General features: G+C 70.9%; 14 protein-coding genes. 12 read left to right on the top strand and 2 right to left on the bottom strand.

All coding sequences use genetic code 11. The features are described 5' to 3' along the window. The first annotated feature begins 40 nt into the window (after positions 1 to 40). Both EHO50_RS43120 and EHO50_RS43115 read left to right on the top strand, forming a co-directional pair. On the top strand, positions 41 to 1,462 hold the full coding sequence (locus EHO50_RS43120; RefSeq protein WP_128437356.1) for a sulfatase family protein: 1,422 nt from the start codon (positions 41 to 43) through the stop codon (positions 1,460 to 1,462). Positions 1,463 to 1,514: 52 nt separating this feature from the next. Continuing rightward, positions 1,515 to 1,970 carry a VOC family protein gene (locus EHO50_RS43115; RefSeq protein WP_128437355.1) on the top strand — a complete coding sequence of 152 codons (456 nt, stop codon included), beginning with the start codon at positions 1,515 to 1,517 and terminating at the stop codon, positions 1,968 to 1,970. 21 nt (positions 1,971 to 1,991) lie between these two features. On the opposite strand, the gene EHO50_RS45530 is transcribed toward EHO50_RS43115, so the two are convergent. Next, positions 1,992 to 2,915 carry an ATP-binding cassette domain-containing protein gene (locus EHO50_RS45530; protein ID WP_246101838.1) on the bottom strand — a complete coding sequence of 308 codons (924 nt, stop codon included), beginning with the start codon at positions 2,913 to 2,915 and terminating at the stop codon, positions 1,992 to 1,994. Between the two features lie 205 nt (positions 2,916 to 3,120). On the opposite strand from EHO50_RS45530, the gene EHO50_RS43105 reads away from it, so the two are divergent. From EHO50_RS43105 to EHO50_RS43070, 8 genes are all read left to right on the top strand, one after another. Beyond that, positions 3,121 to 4,914 carry an ABC transporter ATP-binding protein gene (locus EHO50_RS43105; RefSeq protein ID WP_128437354.1) on the top strand — a complete coding sequence of 598 codons (1,794 nt, stop codon included), beginning with the start codon at positions 3,121 to 3,123 and terminating at the stop codon, positions 4,912 to 4,914. After that, positions 4,911 to 6,764 (top strand): ABC transporter ATP-binding protein, encoded by a 1,854-nt coding sequence (locus EHO50_RS43100; protein ID WP_128437353.1) that lies wholly within the window; start codon positions 4,911 to 4,913, stop codon positions 6,762 to 6,764. The genes EHO50_RS43105 and EHO50_RS43100 overlap by 4 nt, the downstream gene beginning before the upstream one ends. Positions 6,765 to 6,801: 37 nt before the next feature. Next, positions 6,802 to 8,541 (top strand): ABC transporter ATP-binding protein, encoded by a 1,740-nt coding sequence (locus EHO50_RS43095; RefSeq protein WP_128437352.1) that lies wholly within the window; start codon positions 6,802 to 6,804, stop codon positions 8,539 to 8,541. Positions 8,542 to 8,630: 89 nt separating this feature from the next. Continuing rightward, positions 8,631 to 10,412 carry an ABC transporter ATP-binding protein gene (locus EHO50_RS43090; RefSeq protein ID WP_128437376.1) on the top strand — a complete coding sequence of 594 codons (1,782 nt, stop codon included), beginning with the start codon at positions 8,631 to 8,633 and terminating at the stop codon, positions 10,410 to 10,412. A 59-nt stretch (positions 10,413 to 10,471) separates the two neighbouring features. Further along, on the top strand, positions 10,472 to 12,517 hold the full coding sequence (locus EHO50_RS43085) for an NAD(+) synthase (RefSeq protein WP_128437351.1): 2,046 nt from the start codon (positions 10,472 to 10,474) through the stop codon (positions 12,515 to 12,517). 349 nt (positions 12,518 to 12,866) lie between these two features. Continuing rightward, a complete protein-coding gene (locus EHO50_RS43080; RefSeq protein ID WP_128437350.1) occupies positions 12,867 to 14,933 on the top strand; it encodes a M4 family metallopeptidase in 2,067 nt (688 codons plus the stop codon). Positions 14,934 to 15,144: 211 nt separating this feature from the next. Continuing rightward, positions 15,145 to 16,806 carry a M4 family metallopeptidase gene (locus tag EHO50_RS43075; protein WP_128437349.1) on the top strand — a complete coding sequence of 554 codons (1,662 nt, stop codon included), beginning with the start codon at positions 15,145 to 15,147 and terminating at the stop codon, positions 16,804 to 16,806. A gap of 70 nt (positions 16,807 to 16,876) precedes the next feature. Further along, on the top strand, positions 16,877 to 17,389 hold the full coding sequence (locus EHO50_RS43070; protein ID WP_128437348.1) for a DUF1990 domain-containing protein: 513 nt from the start codon (positions 16,877 to 16,879) through the stop codon (positions 17,387 to 17,389). A 24-nt stretch (positions 17,390 to 17,413) separates the two neighbouring features. Here the strand turns inward: EHO50_RS43070 and EHO50_RS43065 are convergent, their stop codons facing one another. Further along, on the bottom strand, positions 17,414 to 20,032 hold the full coding sequence (locus EHO50_RS43065) for a glycosyltransferase family 1 protein (RefSeq protein ID WP_128437347.1): 2,619 nt from the start codon (positions 20,030 to 20,032) through the stop codon (positions 17,414 to 17,416). Positions 20,033 to 20,353: 321 nt separating this feature from the next. Here EHO50_RS43065 and EHO50_RS43060 point away from each other — a divergent pair, with 321 nt between their 5' ends. Together EHO50_RS43060 and EHO50_RS43055 are read left to right on the top strand one after the other, a co-directional pair. Beyond that, entirely contained in the window at positions 20,354 to 21,556 is a 1,203-nt protein-coding gene (locus EHO50_RS43060) for a S8 family peptidase (RefSeq protein WP_128437346.1), read from the top strand. A 262-nt stretch (positions 21,557 to 21,818) separates the two neighbouring features. After that, a partial coding sequence (locus EHO50_RS43055) for a maltotransferase domain-containing protein (protein WP_128437345.1) occupies positions 21,819 to 23,102 on the top strand: 1,284 nt, incomplete at its 3' end.

Here is a 23,102-nt window from a genome sequence, read left to right as displayed (position 1 = left end):
TCCTGGTCACGGGGCCAGGCCCGCTGATCGACTGAAGCGCATGCCTGAGATATCCCGCCGTGCCTTCGGTGGTCTCGTCGGCGGTGGTGCCGTGACCGCCGTCGCCGGTACGACCACCGCCGCCGAAGCTGCCGCTGCCGTCGAAGCCGCCCCCGCCGAGCGCCCCTTCAGGGCCCGCCCCGCCGCCTCCGGCAAGCGCCCCAACATCCTCGTCATCCTCGGCGACGACCTCGGCTGGGCCGACCTGTCCTCGTACGGCGCCCCGCACATCAAGACCCCGCACCTGGACCGGCTGGCCCGGCAGGGGGTGCGGTTCACGAACGCGTACTCCGGGTCGGCGACCTGCTCGCCGACCCGGTTCAGCCTGTACACCGGGCGGTACCCGGGCCGTACGCCGGGCGGGCTCGCCGAGCCGATCGCCAACAAGACGCAGGGGCTGGACCCGAACCACCCCACACTCGCCTCGCTCCTGAAGAAGGCGGGCTACTCCACCGCCCTCATCGGCAAGTGGCACTGCGGCTGGCTGCCCGACTACAGCCCCACCAAGTCGGGCTGGGACGAGTTCTTCGGCAACTTCGGGGGCGTGCTGGAGTACTTCTCCAAGCTCGGCCAGCTGGGCACGTACGACCTCTACGAGGGCGACGCGGAGTACAAGGACCTGCGGTACTACACGACGGTCCTCACCGAGCGGGCCGTGGAGTACGTGAGTCGGGACCACGAGCAGCCGTGGCTGCTGAACCTCAACTTCACCACCCCGCACTGGCCCTGGCTCGCGGAGGGCGACGAGGAGACCGGCGCCGAGATCGCCGCGAAGATCCGCGCCGCCAAGTCCCAGGCGGAGGTGAGCAGGGCGCTCAACCACTACGACGGCGGCTCGGTCGAGAAGTACACGGAGATGGTGCAGAGCCTCGACGCCGCCGTCGGGGAGGTGCTCGGGGCGCTGCGCCGGTCCGGGCAGGAGGACGACACCGTCGTGGTGTTCGCGAGCGACAACGGCGGTGAGCGCTGGTCGTACCTGTGGCCGCTGAGCGGCGAGAAGTTCGTGCTCCAGGAGGGCGGCATCCGGGTGCCGACCCTCGTGCGCTGGCCCTCCCGCATCGACGGCCACCAGGTCAGCCACGAGCCGCTGTTCACCCCCGACTGGACGGCGACCCTGCTGGAGCTGGGCGGCGCCCGGCCCGACCCGGCGTTTCCGCTGGACGGCACCAGCCTCGCCGGGTACCTGCTGCGGGGCGAGGCGCTGCCGGAGAGGGACCTGTTCTGGCGGGTGCGTGCCAACCGGGCTCTCAGGCGCGGCGACTGGAAGTACTACCGGGACGCCGACGGCACCGACCACCTCTACGACCTCGCCGCCGACCAGCGCGAGCAGGCCGATCTCGCGCCCGACAAGCCCGAGTTGCTCGCCGAGCTGAAGGCGGCCTGGGAGAAGATCGCCGGCACCCTGCTGCCGTACCCGGCGTAGGGCCTGTTGTGAAAGTGGATCGTCTGTCAGACCTGCCTGGGATGCTCCAAGCATGGAGATGACAGTGCAGCTGACGATCGACTGCTCCGATCCGCAGAGAATGGTGGCTTTCTGGGCCGAGGCCCTGGGCTACGTGCCTGAGCCTCCGCCGGGCGGGCACGCCACGTGGCGTGCTTACTGGGCGGCGGTGGGGGTGCCCGAGGCAGAGTTGCCGGCCGGTGCCGGGGATATTCCGGAGTCGATCATCGATCCCGCGGGACGTGGACCGAGGGTGTGGTTCCAGCAGGTTCCGGAGGCGAAGGTCGCCAAGAACCGGTGGCACTTCGACCTGAAGGTCGGTGGGGGCCGTGACGTCCCACTGGACGTCCGCACACAGCGGGTCAAGGCTGCGGTGGAACGGCTGGTCAAAGCTGGTGCCACCGTGCTGCGGATCAAGGATGAGCCGGACATGGGGCTCTACGCCGCCGCCATGCAGGACCCCGAGGGCAACGAATTCGACGTCGTCTGAGGGCCGTTGCGACGGTGCTGGTCACTTAAGTCGGTTGATGCCGCACTCGACCGCATGCCGAGCCTTGTAGTCCTCGGCGTCGAATCTGGGCGGCCGACCGCCGCGAGAGCCCAGCCTCGTGCGGTTACGTGCCTGGTCGGCCTTGTCCGGGATGGTGCAACGGATGCCGCGTCGGCGCAGGTGGGCACGGTTTCTGCGGGAGGCGTACGCCTTGTCAGCCCTCACGCGATCGGGCCGCACACGTGGTCGGCCCGACCCGATGCGGGGCACGCGGACCTTCTCCAGCACGGGTTCGAACTGCGGCGAGTCCCCGCGCTGTCCAGCGGTGATCACGATGGACATGGGCTTCTGTCCCTGCTCGACGGCCAGGTGCAGCTTGGTGGTGAACCCGCCGCGCGAACGTCCCAGCCCGTGATCAGAGGGCTCGGTGAATGCGCCGCCGGGTGGTTCTTTCTGCAGGTCACCCCGTTTACGGGCCCCGGCCGCATGCTGGGGGTTGCCGATCAGGGCGAGCGCGATGAACAGGCGCTGCTTCTGGCCGCCGGAGAGCTGGGCGAACCGGGTGGTCGACTTGGCGGTCAGGCCGAGGCGTTCGGCGAGCGGCCGCCAGTCCAGCGGGCGCGGATAGAAGGCGGCGTACAGCTCCAGCGCCTCCCGGACGGTGAGCTTGGCCTGCAACTCGCTCCCCTGGAGCTGCGCGCCGAGCACCCGGCGGGTGGCCTGGTGGTCGGCGACGGGGTCGAGGCCGGTCACCCGGACCCGGCCCGCGTCGGGGACGCGCAGTCCCTCGACACACTCGACCGTGGTGGTCTTGCCGGCGCCGTTCGGACCGAGGATCCCGAAGATCTCGCCCTCCTCGACGGCGAAGGAGACGCCGTCGACCACGGGCCGGCCGCTGTAGGACTTGCGCAGCCCGCTGACTTCGACGACAGGTGTGGATGCCATGCCACGAGGGTCCCGGCGGGGCGGGTTCCGGCACATCGGCCGTCGCGCTCGAACAGGCATCAGCCGATCGGTTGATGCCGGCCTACGACTGGCCGGGCAAGGTTGTACGACCGCTCGAACACGCAGGTCGTAGGGCCGAAGGCCGATCCCGGTCCGGCCAAAACTCGGTGGGCAGTGTCAGTGGCGATCCGTAGGCTCGCTGCTGATGGTGACGACACGTGCAACCGCCGAGGACCGACCTGATCGAGCCGACCGTTCCGCCGTACGTACGCTGCTGCGCCTGTGGCCGTACGTCCGGCCGGTGCGCGTGCGGTTGTTCACCGCCGCATTCGTGGCCGTTGTCGCCTCCTGTACGTCGCTGGTCATTCCGCTCGTCCTGAAGTGGATGGTGGACGGGCCCGTCGCCGACCGGGATCCGGCGGGCGTGTGGCTCGGGGCGCTGTATCTGCTGCTGCTCGGCCTCGCGGAGGCGTTGCTGTTCGGGCTGCGGCGGTTGCTGGTGGCGCGGCCGCTGGCGGGCGTCGAGGCGGGGATGCGGGCGGATCTGTACCGGCATCTGCAGCGGCTCCCGGTGGCGTTCCACGACCGGTGGGCGTCGGGGCAGTTGCTGTCGCGGGGCACGACCGATCTGATGCTGCTGCGCATGTTCCTCGCCTTTCCGTTGACGTTCCTGCTGGTCAACGGCGTGACGATCCTCGTGGGCGTCATCATCATGCTGCTCCAGGACTGGACGCTGGGGCTGGTGATCCTGATCCCCGCCGTGCCCGTGATGGTCACTTGCGTGATCTTCGAGAAGCGGTACGCCGCGGTGGCGCGCCGCGCGCAGGACCAGGTCGGCGATCTGACGACGGTCGTCGAGGAGAGCGTGCTCGGCATCCGGATCATCAAGGGGTTCGGGCGGCACCGCAGTCAGGCGCTGGCGTTCCGGGAGCTGTCTCGCACACTGCGCGGCACTGAGCTGCGCAAGGCCCGGCTGCTGGCGACGATCTGGGGCGTCATCGTGACGCTGCCCGAGGTGGCCATCGGCGCGGCGCTGGTGCTGGGCGCGGTGCAGGTGGCGGACGGGGAGCTGTCGGCGGGGACGCTGGTGGCCTTCCTGTCGACCGCGCTCGCACTGCGCTGGCCCGTGGACTCGATCGGCTTCCTGCTGGCCATGAGCCAGGAGGCGGCGACGGCGACGGAGCGGTATTTCGAGGTCATGGACGCGGAGCCGGAGGGGCGCGAGGTCTCGACGGTGAAGGAGGACGGCGAGGACCTCGGACTGCGATTCCACGGCGTGCGGTTCCGCTATCCCGACGCCCCCGCCGACTCCCCGCCCGTCCTCGACCGCGTCGACCTCCACATCCGCCCCGGCGAGTCCATGGCCCTGGTCGGCGCGACCGGCAGCGGCAAGACGACCCTCACCGCCCTCGTCCCCCGCCTCCACGAGGTGACGTCGGGCCACATCACCCTCGACGGCGCCGACATCGCCGCCATGCCCCGAGAACAGCTGCGCTCCCTCGTCGCCGTCGCCTTCGAGGAGCCCACCCTCTTCTCGGCCAGCGTCGCGGACAACGTTCTCATGGGGACCGCAGACGGAGCCGGAGAGCCCGAGTTGGAGCGGGCGCTGGCCGTCGCGCAGGCCGACTTCGCGCACGCGCTGCCCCACGGCACCGAGACACAGGTGGGCGAACAGGGCCTCAGCCTCTCCGGCGGCCAGCGCCAGCGCCTCGCGCTCGCGCGGGCGGTCGTCGGCCGGCCCAGGTTCCTCGTCCTCGACGACCCCCTGTCCGCCCTCGACGTGCACACCGAGGCCGCCGTGGAGGCCGCACTGCGGGACGTGCTGGCGGAGACCACCGCCCTCATCGTCGCCCACCGCCCGTCCACCGTGCTCCTGGCGGACCGCGTCGCCCTGCTCTCCGACGGCCGTATCGCCGCCGTCGGCACCCACCACGAACTGCTGCGCAGCAACGCCGAGTACGCCCACCTCATGGCCGGGACCGAGGAGGCCGACCGATGACGGCGCCCACCACCACCGCACCGGGCAAGGACGAACCCGCCGGGGAACCCCGCAAGCCGCAGGACCCCTTCGACCGTGACGTCCTGCCCACTCCGCCGGGCGCCACCGCCGCCCTCCTGCGCTCGCTGCTCGCCCCGATGAAGGCCCGCGTCGCCGTCACCACGCTTCTGCTGCTGCTCCAGCAGGCGGCGGTGCAGGCGGGCCCGCTGCTGGTGGCGTACGCCATCGACTCGGCCGTACCGGCGTTCCGGCGCGACGATCTCGGGCCGCTGATCGCGGTCGCCGTCGGCTATCTGCTGTGCGCTCTCGTCTCCGGCGTGCTGCAGTACGCGTTCATCCTGCTCTCCGCCCGCGTCAACCAGGACGTGCTGCTCGACCTGCGCGGCCGTATCTTCCGCCACGCCCAGGCCCTCAGCGTCGACTTCCACGAGCGCTACACCTCGGGACGGCTCATCTCCCGCTCCACCACTGACGTGGAGTCCCTGCGCGAGCTGCTCAATGAGGGTCTGCAGGAACTCGTCACCGTCATCCTGTCCTTCGTCTACATCTCGGCGATGCTGCTCTGGCTCGACCTCGGCCTCGGCGCGGTCGCCGTGGCCTCCTTCGTGCCGCTGTATCTCCTGGTACGGCTCTACCGGCGGCGCGCCGCGCGCGTGTACACCCTGCGGTCCACCGCCATCGCCGCCGTGATCGTCAAGTTCGTCGAGACCATGAACGGCATCCGCCCGGTGCGCGCCTTCCGCCGCGAGGCCGCCAACGACGCCGACTTCCGCGTCCTCAACGCCCGGCACGAGCGGACGAACGGGGACGCCCTGCTGGAGATGGCCCGTTACGTCGTCGGCTCCCGGCTCGTCGCCAACACCGCGGTCGCGGGGATCGTGCTGTGGGGCGCCTACCGGGTCGCGGGCGGCTCGCTGGCCCTGGGTGTGCTGGCGGCCGCCGTGCTGTACCTGCGCCGCCTGTACGACCCGATCGACCGGCTCGGCATGTTCCTCAACTCCTACCAGTCGGCGGCGGCCTCCCTGGAGAAGATCGCCGGCCTGCTGGCCCAGACGCCGTCCGTCCCCGAGCCGTCGGCGCCCGTGCAGCTCCCGGCACTCGAGTCCCAGCACCCCGGCCGCGAGGTCGTCTTCGACGGCGTCCGGTTCGGCTACCGCACCGGAGGCGAGGTGCTGCCCCACTTCGACCTGACGATTCCGGCCGGGCAGACGGTCGCGGTCGTCGGCTCCACCGGCGCGGGCAAGTCGACGCTGGCCAAGCTGCTCGCCCGCTTCTACGACCCCTCCGACGGCCGGGTCCTCCTCGACGGCGTCGACCTGCGCGAGCTGGCCGTGCCCGAGCTACGGCGCGGGGTGGTGATGGTGACGCAGGAGGCGTTCCTGTTCTCCGGCACGGTCGCCGAGAACATCGCCATCGGGCGCCCTGACGCCACCCGCGAGGAGATCGAGCAGGCCGCGAAGGCCATCGGCGCGCACGACTTCATCAGCTCCCTCCCCGACGGCTACGACACCGACGTACGCAAGCGAGGCGGCCGCATCTCCGCCGGTCAGCGCCAACTCGTGGCGTTCGCCCGGGCGTTGCTCGCCGACCCGGCCGTGCTGATCCTCGACGAGGCGACCAGCTCCCTCGACATCCCCGGCGAACGGGCCGTGCAGCGCGCGATGTCGACGGTCCTGCACGGGCGTACGGCGGTCGTGATCGCCCACCGGCTGTCCACGGTCGAGATCGCGGACCGGGTGCTGGTCATGGAGCACGGGCAGATCGTCGAGGACGGCACACCGGCCGAACTCATCGCGGGGACGGGCAGGTTCGCGGATCTGCACCGGGCGTGGCGGGACAGTCTGGCGTAGCCGAACGGCACGAGTGGAGAACGGGGCACGGGGAGAGATGATCGACGCGTACGAGGATCCGGGCGAGCCCGACTGTCGCGGCGGCGCCCGCTATCTGTGGTGGCTGGTCACCCAGCAGGCGGGGCGGTCCGCGCTCGGGGCGCTGATCTCCGCCGTCTGGATGGTGCTGCTGGCGGCGACGCCGTATCTGCTCTCGCGCGCCGTGGACGAGGGCCTGGCGCCCGGTGACTACGCGGCGCTGGCCGCCTGGACCGGTGTGCTGACCGGGGTGCACGTGTTCAACGCCTGGCTGAGCATCATGCGGCACCGCACGATGACGCGGGTGCGGATGGACGCCCTGTTCCGCACCACCAAGGTCCTGGTCGGGCAGTCGGTCCGGCTCGGCGCCGCGCTGCCGCGCCGGATCGGGGCCGGGGAGGTCGTCACGATCGGGGTGGGTGACGTCCAGACGATCAGCAGCTGCCTGACCGTCATCGGCCCCGGTTTCGGCGCGATCGTCGCCTATCTCGCCGTCGCCGTACTGCTGCTGTCGGTATCGGTGCCGATCGCGGTCGTGGTGCTGCTCGGGATGCCGACGATCGCCGTGCTCGTCGGACCGCTGCTCGGCCGGCTGCAAGGCACCGAGACCGAGTACCGGGAGCGGCAGGGCGTACTGACCGCACGGATCGCCGACCTCGCGGGCGGCCTGCGCGTCCTCAACGGCCTCGGTGGCAAGGGCCTGGTCGCCGACGCCTTCCACCGCGACTCGCAGCGGCTGCGCGCGCAGGGGTACCGGGTCGGGGCGGTGACCAGCTGGGTGCAGGCGCTCGGGATGGGGCTGCCGACGCTGTTCCTGGCCGTGGTGACCTGGCTGGCGGCCCGCCTGGCCGCCCAAGGTGCCATCTCGGTGGGTGAGTTGGTGTCGGTCTACGGCTATGTCGCGGTCCTGGTCCGCCCGATGGCGTTCGTCGTCGACATGGTCTACGAGGTCGCGCGCGGCAGGGTGGCGGCGCGGCGAGTCGTACGGTTCCTGCGCCTGGAGCCGATGCCCGACACCGGCACCGGCACCGGCACCGGCACCGGCGACGCGCCCGCGGAGTCGGCGGCGCTGCACGACCCCGAGTCGGGCGTACGAGTGCTGCCGGGCCGCCTGACCGCACTGGCCGCCTCGCTGCCGGCCGACGCCACAGCCGTGGTGGACCGCCTGGGCCGCTACGTCCCGTCGGCGGCGACCTGGGGCACCGTGCCCCTGAGCGAGATCGCGTTGCCGCAGCTACGGGCACGCATCCTGGTCGCCGACCACGAGGCCGACCTGTTCGCGGGCACGCTGCGTGAGCTGATCGCCGGCCACGCGGACCCGGACGGCCGGGACGAAGCGGCGATCACAAGAGCGGTCCACACAGCAGTCGCCGAGGACATCGTCCGCGCCCTCCCCGACGGCCTCGACACCCCCATAGACGCCCAGGGCCGCAACCTCTCCGGCGGCCAACGCCAACGCGTCCGCCTGGTCCGCGCGCTGCTGGCCGACCCGGAGGTCCTGCTGGCCGTGGAGCCGACGTCAGCCCTGGACGCCCACACCGAGGCGAGGGTCGCGGAACGCCTGTACGCGGAGAGGCGGGGCCGTACGACGGTGGTGACGTCCACGTCCCCCCTGCTCCTGGACCGAGCTGACATCGTGCACTTCTTGGTCGACGGCAAGGTGGCGGCCACGGGCACACACCGCGAGCTGCTGGACGGGGAGCCGGGATACAGAGCACTGGTGGCGAGGGACGAAGACGCCGAGGAGATCTTGAGTTGACGGAGCGGAAACGCCTCAAGGGGCGCGGGGAACTGCGCGACAAGCCACAACGCACCCGCACCCGGCAAACCACCCGAAGTCCCGAGCTCGTGGCCGCAAAATCGAATGCGTGGGGTCACCTCCCCATCGCCGAGCCCCGAGATGTCCGACGAGCCGCCACCCGCCTGATCCGAGCCGACTCCAAAGCCTTCACAGCCACCCTCGCCCTGAACTCACTCGCCGCAATCGTCGGCCTGGCCGGCCCCTGGCTGGTGGGCCGCATCATCGACGAGGTCCGCGCCGGCCACGGCGTAACGGCCGTGGACAAACTGGCCCTGGCGATCCTGATGGCCGCAGCAGCCCAGCTGCTGCTGGCCCGCTGGGCCCGCTACGTGGGCCACCGCTTCGGCGAGCGAACCCTGGCCCGGGTCCGCGAGGAATTCGTGGACCGCACCCTCGCCCTCCCCGCAAACGTCGTGGAACGAGCCGGCGCCGGCGACCTCACCGCACGCGGCACCGCAGACGTCGCCCTCGTCGGCACGACCCTGCGCGACATCGGCCCCGAGCTGCTGATCAACTCCGTGCAGGCACTGTTCCTGCTGGTCGCCTTGGTCACGCTGGACCCCCTGCTCGGCCTGTGCGGAGTACTCGGCTTCGGCGGCATCTGGTGGGCCCTGCGCTGGTACCTGCGCAGGGCCCGCGACGGCTACCTCGCCGAGGGCGCGGCCACCTCGGAGGTCGCGGAGATCCTCGCGGCGACCGCGACCGGCGCCCGCACGGTGGAGGCCCTGCGCCTCGAACAGCGACGCGTGGCGGCGAGCCGCGACGCGCTGGAGACGTCCCGCCGCACCCGCTTCCACACCCTGTTCCTGCGCACCGTCTTCTTCCCGGCCGTCGAGGTGTCGTACGTCGTCCCCGTGGCGACGGTCCTGCTGCTCGGCGGCGTGCTGCTGGAGCAGGGCGCGCTGAGCCTGGGCTCGGTCGTCGCGGCCGCCCTGTATCTGCAACGGCTGAGCGAGCCGCTGGACGAGATCCTGATGCGGGTCGAGCAACTGCAGAGCAGCGGCGCCTCGTTCGCCCGCGTGGAGGGCCTGGCGCGAGCCCCGCAGGCGACGGACACCGGCTCGCCGACCCCCGCGGACGACCGGATCGACGTGACCGGCGTGCGCTACGCCTACGACCGCGGCGGCGAGGTCCTCAGCGACGTCGACCTGACCGTGCGGCCGGGGGAACGCCTCGCGGTGGTCGGCCCGTCCGGCGCCGGGAAGACGACCCTGAGCAGGCTGCTCGCGGGCGTCGACGCGCCGACCGCCGGCTCGGTGACGGTCGGCGGCGTCCCCGTCGTCGCGCTCGGCCCGGAGCAGCTGCGCCGCCAGGTCGTCCTGGTCACCCAGGAGCACCACGTCTTCCTCGGCACGGTCCGCGACAACCTCCGTATCGCCGAGCCGTCCGCCACGGACGAGGAGCTGTGGACCGCCCTCACCGCGGTCGGCGCCGACGCCTGGGTACGGCGGCTGCCCGACGGCCTCGACACGGCGCTGGGCGACGGCGGCTGCCGTACGGACGGCTCGCAGGCCCAGCAGCTCGCTCTCGCCCGTGTGGTGCTGGCCGACCCGCACACCCTGATCCTCGACGAGGCGACGGCCCTGCTCGACCCGACGACCGCCCGCCACACCGAGCGCGCCCTGGCCGCCGTACTGCAGGGCCGCACGGTCATCGCCATCGCCCACCGCCTGCACACCGCGCACGACGCGGACCGTGTGGCCGTGATGGAGAACGGCCGCCTCACCGAACTCGGCACCCACGACGACCTGGTCGCGGCGGACGGGGCGTATGCGGCGCTGTGGCGGTCGTGGCACGGGGAGCGGCCCGCCTCGCCCGGAACGGCGTAGGCCCGATCAGGCGATCTATGCTCGGTGCCAGCACTGTCCGCTTCTCCTGGGGAAGTCCGTTGAACTTCTGGTCGATCTACGAGCACGGCTTCGCGCGGGTCGCCGCGTGTACGGGTCACACCGTCATCGCCGACCCGCAGGCCAATGCCGAAGCGGCTCTGCGCCAGGCGCGTCGGTGCGCGGAGGAGGGCGTCGCCGTCGCCGTCTTCCCCGAGCTGGGCCTGACCGGCTACTCGATCGAGGACCTGCTGCTCCAGGACGCGGTGCTCGACGAGGTGGAGCAGGCGCTCGGAGTGGTGGTGGCCGGGTCGGCCGATCTGCTTCCGGTGCTGGTCGTCGGCGCCCCGCTGCGTCATCGCCACCGGATCTACAACTGCGCGGTGATCGTGCACCGTGGCAGGATCCTCGGCGTCGCGCCGAAGTCGTACCCGCCGAACTACCGGGAGTTCTACGAGCAGCGGCAGATCGCGTCCGGCGAGGACGAGCGCGGCGGGACGATCCGGGTCGGCGGCGAGGAGGTGCCGTTCGGCGTCGACCTGCTCTTCGAGGCCGAGGACATCCCCGGTCTCGTGCTGCACGCGGAGATCTGCGAGGACATGTGGGTGCCGGTGCCGCCGAGCGCGGAGGCGGCGCTGGCCGGCGCGACCGTGCTCGCCAACCTCTCGGGCAGCCCGATCACGGTCGGCCGGGCCGAGGACCGGCGGCTGCTGTGCCGCTCGGCGTCCTCGCGCTGTCTGGCGGCGTACGTGTACTCGGCGGCGGGTCTGGGTGAGTCGACCACCGACCTGTCCTGGGACGGGCAGACCATGATCTACGAGAACGGCGCCCTGCTGGCGGAGACGGACCGGTTCCCGCTCGATGCCCAGTACGCGGTGGCCGACGTCGACCTCGACCTGCTGCGGCAGGAGCGGCAGCGGATGGGCACGTTCGACGACAACCGCCGCGCCCACGCCACCCGGACCGGGGACTTCAGGCGGGTGCGGTTCCGGCTCGACCCGCCGGCGACGGACCTGGGCCTCAAGCGCCGGGTCGAGCGCTTCCCGTTCGTGCCCGCGGACGCCGAGCGCCTCGCCCTGGACTGCTACGAGGCGTACAACATCCAGGTCGCGGGCCTCCAGCAGCGGCTGGCCTCGATCGGCGGCCCGAAGGTGGTCATCGGGGTTTCCGGCGGCCTGGACTCCACGCACGCGCTGATCGTCGCCGCCCGGGCGATGGACCGCGCCGGGCGCCCGCGCAGCGACATCCTGGCCTTCACCCTGCCCGGCTTCGCCACCAGCGACCACACCAAGGACAACGCCCACAAGCTGATGAACTCGCTCGGCGTCACCGCGGCCGAGCTGGACATCACACCGACCGCGCGGCTGATGCTCAAGGAGATGGGCCACCCGTTCGCGTCCGGCGAGCCGGTGTACGACGTCACCTTCGAGAACGTGCAGGCCGGCCTGCGCACCGACTACCTGTTCCGCCTCGCCAACCAGCGCGGCGGCATCGTCCTCGGCACCGGCGACCTCTCGGAGCTGGCGCTCGGCTGGTCCACGTACGGCGTGGGCGACCAGATGAGCCACTACAACGTCAACGGCGGGGTACCGAAGACGCTGATCCAGCATCTGATCCGCTGGGTCATCACCAGCGAGCAGTTCGACGCGGAGACCGGCAAGACGCTCGCCGCGATCCTCGACACCGAGATCAGCCCGGAGCTGGTGCCGGGCGAGGAGATGCAGTCCACCGAGTCCAAGATCGGCCCGTACGCACTGCACGACTTCACGCTCTTCCACGTCCTGCGCTACGGCTTCCGGCCCTCGAAGATCGCCTTCCTGGCCTGGCACGCCTGGCACGACACGGACGCGGGCGCCTGGCCGCCGGGCTTCCCCGAGGCCAAGCGGGTGGCGTACGACCTGGCCGAGATCCGGCGCTGGCTGGAGGTCTTCTGCCGTCGCTTCTTCGCGTTCGCACAATTCAAGCGCTCGGCCATGCCGAACGGCCCGAAGGTCTCGGCGGGCGGCTCCCTCTCCCCGCGCGGCGACTGGCGTGCGCCGTCCGACGGTACGGCGCACGCATGGCTGCGGGATCTCGACCGCTTCGACGTGCTGGGCTCCGAGGGGTAGGCGGTACGGCGGGGACCTGTGGGCCCACACCATCCGGCTCGGGTGGGTGGGCCCTTACCGTTCCGGTCCGTATACCGAACATGAACTCCCGGACAACGAACGATTTCCGGCCAACTTCCTGACGCGGTCCTGACAGAAACCGCAATCAGCTGGCACTCTTCCCACGGCCGCGACACAGCAACCCCACAGCACCGTCACACGGCGGTGCCCGCGGCTGAACTCCCGCACGTGCACGTTGTTTCCGCACACGCACGTCGTTCTGCGTACCACCCCGCTCCGCCCGGACGGCCCACCCGCCGGCCGGTCTCCCCTGGCCGCGTGATCCGCGGCCGCGCAGAAGGAGTCAGTGTTGAGAGACAGTTCCTCCCACAGACGCACCTCCCACACGACGCGTCGTCACACCACGCAGCGCCGGGCCGCCGCCGTCGCCCTCGTCGGCGTGGCCGCCCTGATCGCCGCGGCCGTCCAGACGGGCGCCGCCACCGCAGCACCGGAGAAGGCACCGTCGGCTGCGGGCAAGGTCATACCGGGCGCCGAGTCCGTCAAGCTGTCCCCCGCCCAGCGCGCCGCGCTGATACGCGAGGCCAACGCCACCAAGGCGGAGACCGCGAAGGACCTGGGCCTCGGCGCCAAGGAGAAGCTGGTCGTCCGTGACGTCGTCAAGGACGGCAACGGCACGGTCCACACCCGCTACGAGCGGACCTACGACGGCCTGCCCGTCCTCGGCGGCGACCTGCTCGTCGAGACCGCCAAGTCCGGCGCGACCGAGGCCGTCACCAAGGCGACCCGCGCCGCCATCAAGCCGGCCACCACGACGGCCGCCGTACCGGCCGCCAAGGCGGAGAAGCAGGCGCTGGCCGCCGCGAAGGCGGAGAAGGCCAAGAGCCCGGACGTCAACAAGGCGCCCCGCAAGGTGATCTGGGCCGCGAACGGCAAGCCGACCGTGGCGTACGAGACGGTCGTCGGCGGCTTCCAGCACGACGGCACCCCGCAGGAACTGCACGTCATCACCGACGCCACCACCGGCGCCAAGCTGTACGAGTGGGAGGCGATCGAGACCGGCACCGGCAACACGGTGTACTCCGGCACGGTCACCCTCGGCACCACGCAGTCCGGTTCGACGTACAACCTCACGGACGGCGCGCGCGGCGGGCACAAGACGTACAACCTCAACCGCGGCACGTCCGGCACCGGCACGCTCTTCTCCGGCCCGGACGACGTCTGGGGCAACGGCAGCCCGTCCAACCTGGAGTCCGCGGCCGCCGACGCGCACTACGGTGCCGCGCTGACCTGGGACTACTACAAGAACGTGCACGGCCGTTCGGGTATCCGCGGCGACGGCGTCGGCGCGTACTCCCGGGTCCACTACGGCAACAACTACGTCAACGCGTTCTGGTCCGACAGCTGCTTCTGCATGACGTACGGCGACGGCTCGGGCAACACCAACCCGCTGACGTCGATCGACGTGGCCGCGCACGAGATGACCCACGGGCTCACCTCCAACACCGCGGGCCTGAACTACTCCGGCGAGTCCGGCGGTCTGAACGAAGCCACCTCCGACATCTTCGGCTCGACCGTCGAGTTCTACGCCAACAACTCCTCCGACGTCGGTGACTACCTCATCGGCGAGGAGATCAACATCAACGGCGACGGCACCCCGTTGCGCTACATGGACAAGCCGAGCAAGGACGGCTCGTCCAAGGACGCGTGGTACTCGGGCATCGGCTCGATCGACGTGCACTACTCGTCGGGCCCCGCGAACCACTTCTTCTACCTGCTCAGCGAGGGCAGCGGCACCAAGACCATCAACGGTGTCACCTACAACTCGCCCACCTCGGACGGCCTTCCGGTCACCGGCATCGGCCGGGACAAGGCGGAGAAGATCTGGTTCCGCGCGCTGACCACCAAGTTCACCTCCACGACCAACTACGCGGCCGCCCGCACCGGCACCCTCGCGGCGACCGGTGAGCTGTACGGCACCACGAGCGCCGAGTACAAGGCCGTGCAGGACGCCTGGGCGGGCATCAACGTCGGCTCGCGCTCCGACGGTGGCGGCGGCGGTGGCGGCACGTCCTTCGAGAGCGGAACCGACGTATCGATTCCGGACAACGGGGCGGCCGTGACCTCCCCGATCACGGTGTCCGGCCGGACCGGCAACGCACCGTCCAACCTCCAGGTCGCCGTGGACATCGTCCACACCTACGTCGGTGACCTCAAGGTGGACCTGGTCGCCCCCGACGGCACCGCGTACACGCTGAAGGGGTACGGCACGGGCGGCAGCTCGGACAACCTCAACACCACGTACACGGTGAACGCGTCCTCCGAAGTCGCCAACGGCGTCTGGCAGTTGCGCGTCCAGGACAACGCGGCCATCGACACCGGCTACATCAACAGCTGGAAGCTCACCTTCCCGTAGGCCCGTTCGCGGTCTGCCCAGGACAGGGCGCCGTCCCGGTGGGTTCAACTCCCGCCGGGGCGGCGCCCGTTCACATTTCAGAAACATTTACCGGACAGTCGAGTTTCGGCCAACATCACTACACCCTCCTGACATGTACGCGCCCCAGGTGTCACTCTTCCTCCACCCGCCGCACAAGCACCACTGCACCTCCCCCACAAAAGGAGCTCGTGTGACCCCCCTCTACGCGCGTCACAAGCGCACCACTCTGGCCATCGCCACCGCCGTGGCCGCCGGAGCCCTGCTCACCACCGGTCTGGCCACCGGCACTTCGGCCGCCGCCCCCGTGGAGGCCGGCACCAAGGCCACCCCGCTCGCCACCCCGGTCGCGCTCGCCCCCGCGGCGCGCACCGCGCTCATCAAGGACCAGCAGGCCGAGGCGACCGAAACCGCCGACGCGATAGGCCTCGGCGCCCAGGAGAGACTGGTCGTCAAGGACGTCGTCAAGGACGCCGACGGCACGGTCCACACCCGCTACGAGCGCACCTACGCGGGCCTGCCCGTCCTCGGCGGCGACCTCGTCGTCCACGAGTCGGCGTCCGGCGCGACCAAGGGCGTCACCAAGGCGACGAAGGCCACCATCAAGGTCGCCTCGCTCAAGCCGGCGATCACCGCGGCCAAGGCCGAGGGCCAGGCCGTGAAGCTGGCCAAGGCGGCAGGCTCGGAGAAGACCGAGGCGGACAAGGCGCCCCGCAAGGTGATCTGGGCGGCCGACGGCAAGCCGACCCTGGCGTACGAGACGATCGTCGGCGGCCTCCAGGAGGACGGCACCCCGAACGAGCTGCACGTCATCACCGACGCCGCCACCGGCAAGAAGCTGTACGAGTACCAGGGCATCGAGACCGGCAGCGGCAAGAGCGGCTACTCGGGCACGGTCACCCTCGGCACGTCGCTGTCGGGCTCGACGTACCAGCTGAACGACACCTCGCGCGGCAGCCACAAGACCTACAACCTGGCCCGTCGCACCTCCGGCACCGGCACCCTCTTCACCGACGCCGACGACACCTGGGGCACCGGCACGTTCGGCAGCTCCTCCAGCGACCAGACGGCCGCCGTCGACGCCGCCTACGGCGCCCAGGTCACCTGGGACTTCTACAAGAACACCTTCGGCCGCAGCGGCATCAAGAACGACGGCAAGGCCGCCTACTCCCGCGTCCACTACGGCAACGCGTACGTCAACGCGTTCTGGGACGACAGCTGCTTCTGCATGACGTACGGCGACGGCGAAGGCAACACCAAGCCCCTGACGTCGCTCGACGTGGCCGGCCACGAGATGACCCACGGCGTCACGTCGAACACGGCGGGCCTGAACTACAGCGGCGAGTCGGGCGGCCTGAACGAGGCCACCTCCGACATCTTCGGCACGGCGGTGGAGTTCTACGCGGCGAACTCCAGCGACGTCGGCGACTACCTCATCGGCGAGAAGATCGACATCAACGGCGACGGCACGCCGCTGCGCTACATGGACAAGCCGAGCAAGGACGGCTCGTCGGCCGACGCCTGGTCCTCCTCGCTGGGCGGCCTGGACGTCCACTACTCCTCGGGCCCCGCGAACCACTTCTTCTACCTCCTCTCGGAGGGCAGCGGCGCGAAGACGATCAACGGGGTCAGCTACAACTCCCCCACGTCCAACGGCTCCACGGTCACCGGCATCGGCCGCGCCAAGGCCGCCGCGATCTGGTACAAGGCCCTGACCGAGTACATGACGTCGACGACCAAGTACGCCGGCGCCCGTACGGCCACGCTGAACGCGGCGTCCGCCCTGTACGGCGGCACCGGCAGCACGGAGTACAAGGCGGTGGCGGCTGCGTGGTCGGCGGTCAACGTCGGCTGACGCAGATGTAGCCGGCTGGGCGGCACCCGGGACGAAGGCATCCCCGGGTGCCGCCTTACGCTTGGGACCCATGTCCTTCACGTACGACGACGTCGGCGCGACCCGTGAGCCCGGCTTCTGCCCGCCGGGCTTCCACCCTCTGCACGTACGCACCCGCATAGGCGAGGGCGAGAACGTCTTGCGCAGAGCCGCCGACGCGGTCATGACCTGGGAGATGCACCGCGCGATGGGCGTCGGCATAGACGCCTCCGCCGACCGCGCGGCCCCCGAGGTCGACGTCACGGTCACCCTCGCCGGCATGATCAAGGCGCCGTGCCGGGTGGTGTGGACGGTGGAGGAGCACCGGCGCATCGGCTGGGCGTACGGCACGCTTTCCGGTCATCCCGAATGCGGCGAGGAGTCGTTCATCGTGGACCGCACGGGGGACGGCACGGTGTGGCTGACGGTGAACGCGTTCAGCCGGGGGGCGAAGTGGTATGCGCGGGCGGGGGGACCGGCCACGCGGGGGTTGCAGCACGCGTATGCGCGGCGGTGCGGCAACGTGCTGCGGCAGCTGTGCGAGCGAGAGCTCGAGGAGGGCTGAGGGACACCTCAGCCCTTGAGGGCGTCACCGCATGAGGAGCCCCGCCCCCTCCCCCACCCCGTCCGAAGGCACCGCCACCAACCCCAGCTCCGCCCCCGACGCCAGCAACCGATGCGCCGGAAGAATCCGGACCGTATAGCCGTACGGCCCCGTCCGGTCCAAGGCGAGCGGTCCCTCGTACACCCAGCGTCCCTCCGCGTCCGGGCTCCCCACCGACTTCAGCGGTACCGTCGACGCGTCCGCGATGCGGTCCTCGGAGTCCACCCGGCCGGAGACCGCCTGGACCTCGACGTCGTCCGGCCCGAGGTCGCCCAGGCCCACCCGTACCCGGAGGCTGAGCGTCGAGCCGAGTTCCGCGGTGGGGGTCGCGGCGGACGTCTCCACGTGGTCGACCGTGACGCCGTGCCAGGCCGACCGGACCCGCGCCTTCCAAGCCGCCAGCTCGCGTGCCGCGTCCGGTGTCATCGCGCGGTGGGCGTGTGCGGCCGGGGTGTAGAGGCGCTCGACGTATTCGCGGACCATGCGCCCCGCCAGGACCTTCGGGCCGAGCAGCGTCAGGGTCTGGCGGACCATCTCGATCCAGCGGTCCGGCAGGCCGCCCGGACCGTGCTCGTAGAAGCGGGGGGTCACCCGCTGTTCCAGCAGGTCGTACAGCGCCGCCGCCTCTACGGCGTCGCGGTGGTCCGGGTCCGTGCCGGTGCCGTCCGCCGTGGGGATGGCCCAGCCGAAGTCCGGCTGGAACCACTCGTCCCACCAGCCGTCCAGCACCGACAGATTCAGGCACCCGTTCAGCGCCGCCTTCATACCGGACGTGCCGCACGCCTCCAACGGCCTGAGCGGGTTGTTCAGCCAGATGTCGCAGCCGGGGTACAGCTTCTGCGCCATCGCCATGCCGTAGTCCGGGAGGAAGACGATGCGGTGACGGACCCGAGGGTCGTCGGCGAACCGCACCAACTCCTGGACCAGGCGCTTTCCGCCGTCGTCCGCCGGGTGTGCTTTGCCCGCCACCACGATCTGGATCGGCCGCTCCGGGTGCAGGAGCAGGTCCATCAGGCGGTCGCGGTCACGGAGCATCAGCGTGAGGCGCTTGTACGACGGGACGCGGCGCGCGAATCCGATCGTCAGGACGTCGGGGTCCAGGACGCCGTCGATCCAGCCCAACTCCGCCGTACCGGCGCCGCGTTGCCGCCAGGAGGTGCGCAGACGGTCCCGCACCTCCGTCACCAGCTGCTCGCGCAGGTTCCGGCGCAGCTCCCAGATGTCCTGGTCGGGGATCTCAGCGACCGCGTCCCAGCGGTCCGAGCCGCCGACGGTCATCGCGTCCTCGGTGCGCTGGGCGCCGATCTGGCGGGCGCCGAGGCGGAAGACCTCGGGGGCGACCCAGGTCGGGGCGTGGACGCCGTTGGTGACCGAGGTGATGGGCACCTCGTCGGGGTCGAATCCCGGCCACAGGCCCGAGAACATCTCGCGGCTGACGTTGCCGTGGAGCAGCGAGACGCCGTTCGCCCGCTGACCCAGGCGCAGGCCCATCACCGCCATGTTGAAGAGGTTGGGTTCGCCGCCGGGGTAGGTCTCCATGCCGAGCTGGAGGATGCGCTCGACGTCGATGGTGGGGAGTTCGGCGTCGGGGCCGAAGTGGTGGGCGACCAGCTCGCGGTCGAAGCGGTCGATGCCGGCCGGGACGGGGGTGTGGGTGGTGAAGACCGTGCCGGCGCGGACCGCCTCCAGCGCCGAGTCGAAGTCCAGCCCCTCAGCGCACAGCTCCGCGATGCGCTCCAGGCCCAGGAAGCCCGCGTGACCCTCATTGGTGTGGAAGACCTCGGGGGTCGGGTGGCCGGTCAGACGGCAGTACGTCCGGACCGCCCGCACTCCTCCTATACCCAGCAGCATCTCCTGCAGCAGGCGGTGCTCGCTGCCGCCGCCGTAGAGCCGGTCGGTCACGCCGCGTTCGCCGAGGTCGTTCTCCTCGACGTCCGAGTCGAGCATCAGCAGGGGGACGCGGCCGACCTGGGCGAGCCAGACTCGGGCGTGCAGCTGCCTGCCGCCGGGCAGGGCGAGGGAGATCTGGGCGGGGGTGCCGTCGGGCTCCTTCAGGAGGGAGACCGGCAGCTCGTGGGGGTCCAGGACCGGGTAGTGCTCCTGCTGCCAGCCGTCCCGGGACAGGGTCTGCCGGAAGTAGCCGTGTCGGTAGAGCAGGCCGACGCCGATCAGCGGCACGCCGAGGTCGCTGGCCGCCTTGAGGTGGTCGCCGGCGAGGATGCCGAGGCCGCCGGAGTACTGGGGCAGGGCGGCCGTGATGCCGAACTCGGGGGAGAAGTAGGCGACGGCGGCGGGAAGTTCGGCCGAGTGGCCCTGGTACCAGCGCTCGCCGGTGACGTAGTCGTTGAGGTCGCCGGCGACCGCGGTCAGCCGGCGCAGGAAACGACGGTCCTCGGCCAGCTCCGCGAGCCGCCCGGGCGACACGCTGCCCAGCAGCCGTACGGGGTCGTTGCCCGAGGCGGCCCAGCACTCGGGGTCCACGGACTGGAAGAGATCGCGGGTCTCCGCATGCCAGGACCAGCGCAGGTTGCGCGCCAGGTCGCTCAGAGGCCGGAGGGGTGCGGGGAGGACTGGACGGACGGTGAATCGACGGATCGCCTTCACGGTTCCACCTCGGGCAGCGCGTGGCAGGGGACGCACGGCGGTGTGCGTCCCGTCATCGCCCCCGACGGTATCGGTATGCGGGGCTTCGTAACCACAGTGCGTTTTGCGGCTGTCAAGCGGAGGGGCAAGAGCACGTCCGTCCGAAAAATGCCGCAACCTTTACAGATCCCCCATGGCCGATATGGCCGATTCCGCCCCCGTAGGCGTCCTTGTGGCGACTTCTCACGGCACGAGAGGCTGACGGTGGCGCACCGGCCCACGTCGGGTGCACCCGGCGAACCAAGGCCGCCGTGCGCCGAGTTGAGGAGGGGAACTCACACCATGGCACGGACGCGCATACGGCGTCTGCGCTGGGCCGGTGGTCTGACCGCGGTGACCTGTGTCGCCGCGCTTTCGGCCACCACCATGCCCGCGCACGCCGCACCGGAAGGGCAGATACTCGGCGCCGGGGACCCCGGCTCCGTCAGCGGCAGTTACCTGGTGACACTCAAGGGGGGAACGAAGGCTCCGTCGGCGGCCGGAAAGAGCCTCGCCGAGAAGTACGGGGCGAAAATCAGCCACACCTACGGCACGGTCCTCAACGGCTATGCCGTACAGGCCAACGAGAGACAAGCCAAGCGCCTCGCGGCGGACTCCCGGGTCGCCTCGGTCGTCCAGGACACCCGCGTGATGCTGGAGCACAACCAGAAGAACCCGCCGTCCTGGGGTCTGGACCGCATCGACCAGCCGAACCTGCCCCTGGACAAGAGCTACACCTGGCCCGAGTCCGCGGGCGCCGGAGTGACGGTGTACGTGATCGACACCGGCATCCGTATCTCGCACAAGGACTTCGGCGGCCGGGCGAGCTACGGCTGGGACTTCGTCGGCAACGACAGGACCGCGAGCGACGGCAACGGGCACGGCACCCATGTCGCCGGCACGATCGCGCACGGCCGGTACGGCGTCGCCAAGAGCACCAAGGTCGTCGCCGTACGAGTCCTCGACAACGCGGGCAGCGGCACGACGGCCCAGGTCATCGCGGGCATCGACTGGGTGACCAAGCACGCGAAGAAGCCGGCGGTCGCCAACGTCAGCCTCGGTGGCTACCGCAACACCCAGCTGGACGCCGCCGTACGCAACTCCATCGCGTCCGGCGTCACCTACACGGTCGCGGCGGGCAACGACGGGCTGCCGGCCGGCCTGTACTCCCCCGCGGCGGTGCGGGAGGCCATCACCGTGGGCGCCACCGACAAGAAGGACGCGCGGGCGAGCTTCTCCAACTTCGGCGCGGCCTTGGACCTGTTCGCCCCGGGCGTCGCGATCACCTCCGCGTCGTACGCGAACGACACCGGCAAGGCGACCTTCTCCGGTACGTCGATGGCGTCGCCGCACGCGGCGGGGGTGGCCGCGCTCTATCTGGCCGACCATCCCAAGGCCGGGCCCGCACAGGTGTCCAAGGCGTTGGTGGCGCAGGCGGTGTCCGGCAAGGTCTCCGGCAGGGGGCTCGGCTCACCGAACAAACTCCTGCAAGTACCGGGCTCGTAGCGTCTGTTGTCGGCCAAGCGCAGGCACCGGCCCCGTTCCTCAAGAACGGGGCCGGTCTTGTGTGTAGACATACGCGTGAGTAGTTAACAAAGTGCCGGATTGCGTACCCGAATAGGGTGGGAAGGCTCCTCCGGTACACCCCACCTGTGCGCCCCCGGGCGCGCGCCCCACGCGGCGTAGCCGCAGCTCGACACAGTCACCACGCAGGACCCACCTCCCCACAGCCATCCGCCCACCCAAGTTGACGCGGACAGGAGCGGTCATGCCCGCCATGCACCACCAGTCGTCCTCACCCCCGACGTCCAGCACCGACGCACCCCCCGTACCTCGCGCCGTCACCGCCGACACCGGACCGCCGATCCCGGAGCGACCCTCCGCGAGCGAGACGGCCGGCGGCGTCGGGCGCATACCCGTCCTCGACGTCCGCCCGATCGTCCAGCACGGGCGCAGGCCAGCGAAGGCGGTGACCGGCGAGACCTTCGAGATCTCGGCCACCGTGTTCCGCGAGGGCCATGACGCCGTTTCCGCCAATGTCGTCCTGACCGATCCGGACGGCCGTCCCGGCCCCTGGACGCCGATGCACGAGCTGGCCCCGGGCACCGACCGCTGGGGCGCCACCGTCACCGTCGGCCGGCCCGGCCACTGGACCTACCGGGTCGAAGCCTGGGGCGATCCGGTCACCACATGGCGGCACCACGCCCAGATCAAGATCCCGGCCGGCATGGACACGGACCTGGTCCTGGAGGAGGGCGCGCGGCTGTGCGAGCGTGCGGCCGCCGACATGCCGGAGCACGAGGGACGGAAGGTGATCCTCGCGGCCGTCGAGGCCCTGCGGGACGAGAGCCGCCCGGCCGCCTGGCGGTTGGCGGCCGCGTTGACGCCCGAGGTGGATGGGGTGTTGGGGCGGTATCCGTTGCGGGATCTGGTCACGGCGTCGGATCCGCTGCCGCTGCTGGTGGAGCGCGAGCGGGCCCTGTACGGCTCCTGGTACGAGTTCTTCCCCCGCTCCGAGGGCACACCGCAGCGGCCCCACGGCACGTTCCGCACCGCCGCGCGCCGGCTGCCGGCGATCGCCGCGATGGGCTTCGACGTGGTCTACCTCCCGCCCATCCACCCCATCGGCACCACCTTCCGCAAGGGCCCGAACAACACGCTGTCCGCCGGACCCGACGACGTCGGCGTGCCCTGGGCGATCGGCTCCCCCGAGGGCGGCCACGACGCGATCCACCCCGACCTGGGCACCCTCGAGGACTTCGACCACTTCGTGACCCGGGCCGGCGAACTCGGCCTGGAGATCGCCCTCGACTTCGCCCTGCAGTGCTCCCCCGACCACCCCTGGGTACAAAAACACCCCGAGTGGTTCCACCACCGCCCCGACGGCACCATCGCCTACGCCGAGAACCCGCCGAAGAAGTACCAGGACATCTACCCCATCGCCTTCGACGCCGACCTGGACGGCCTGATCACCGAGACCCTGCGCGTCCTGCGGCACTGGATGGCCCACGGCGTGCGGATCTTCCGCGTGGACAACCCGCACACCAAACCC

Origin of the sequence: Streptomyces cyaneus, assembly GCF_004028635.1 — a bacterium.
Classification (GTDB): Bacteria; Actinomycetota; Actinomycetes; order Streptomycetales; family Streptomycetaceae; genus Streptomyces; species Streptomyces cyaneus.
The sequence above is the reverse complement of the archived record's forward strand: the minus strand, read 5'-3'. Positions and strand labels throughout refer to the sequence as shown.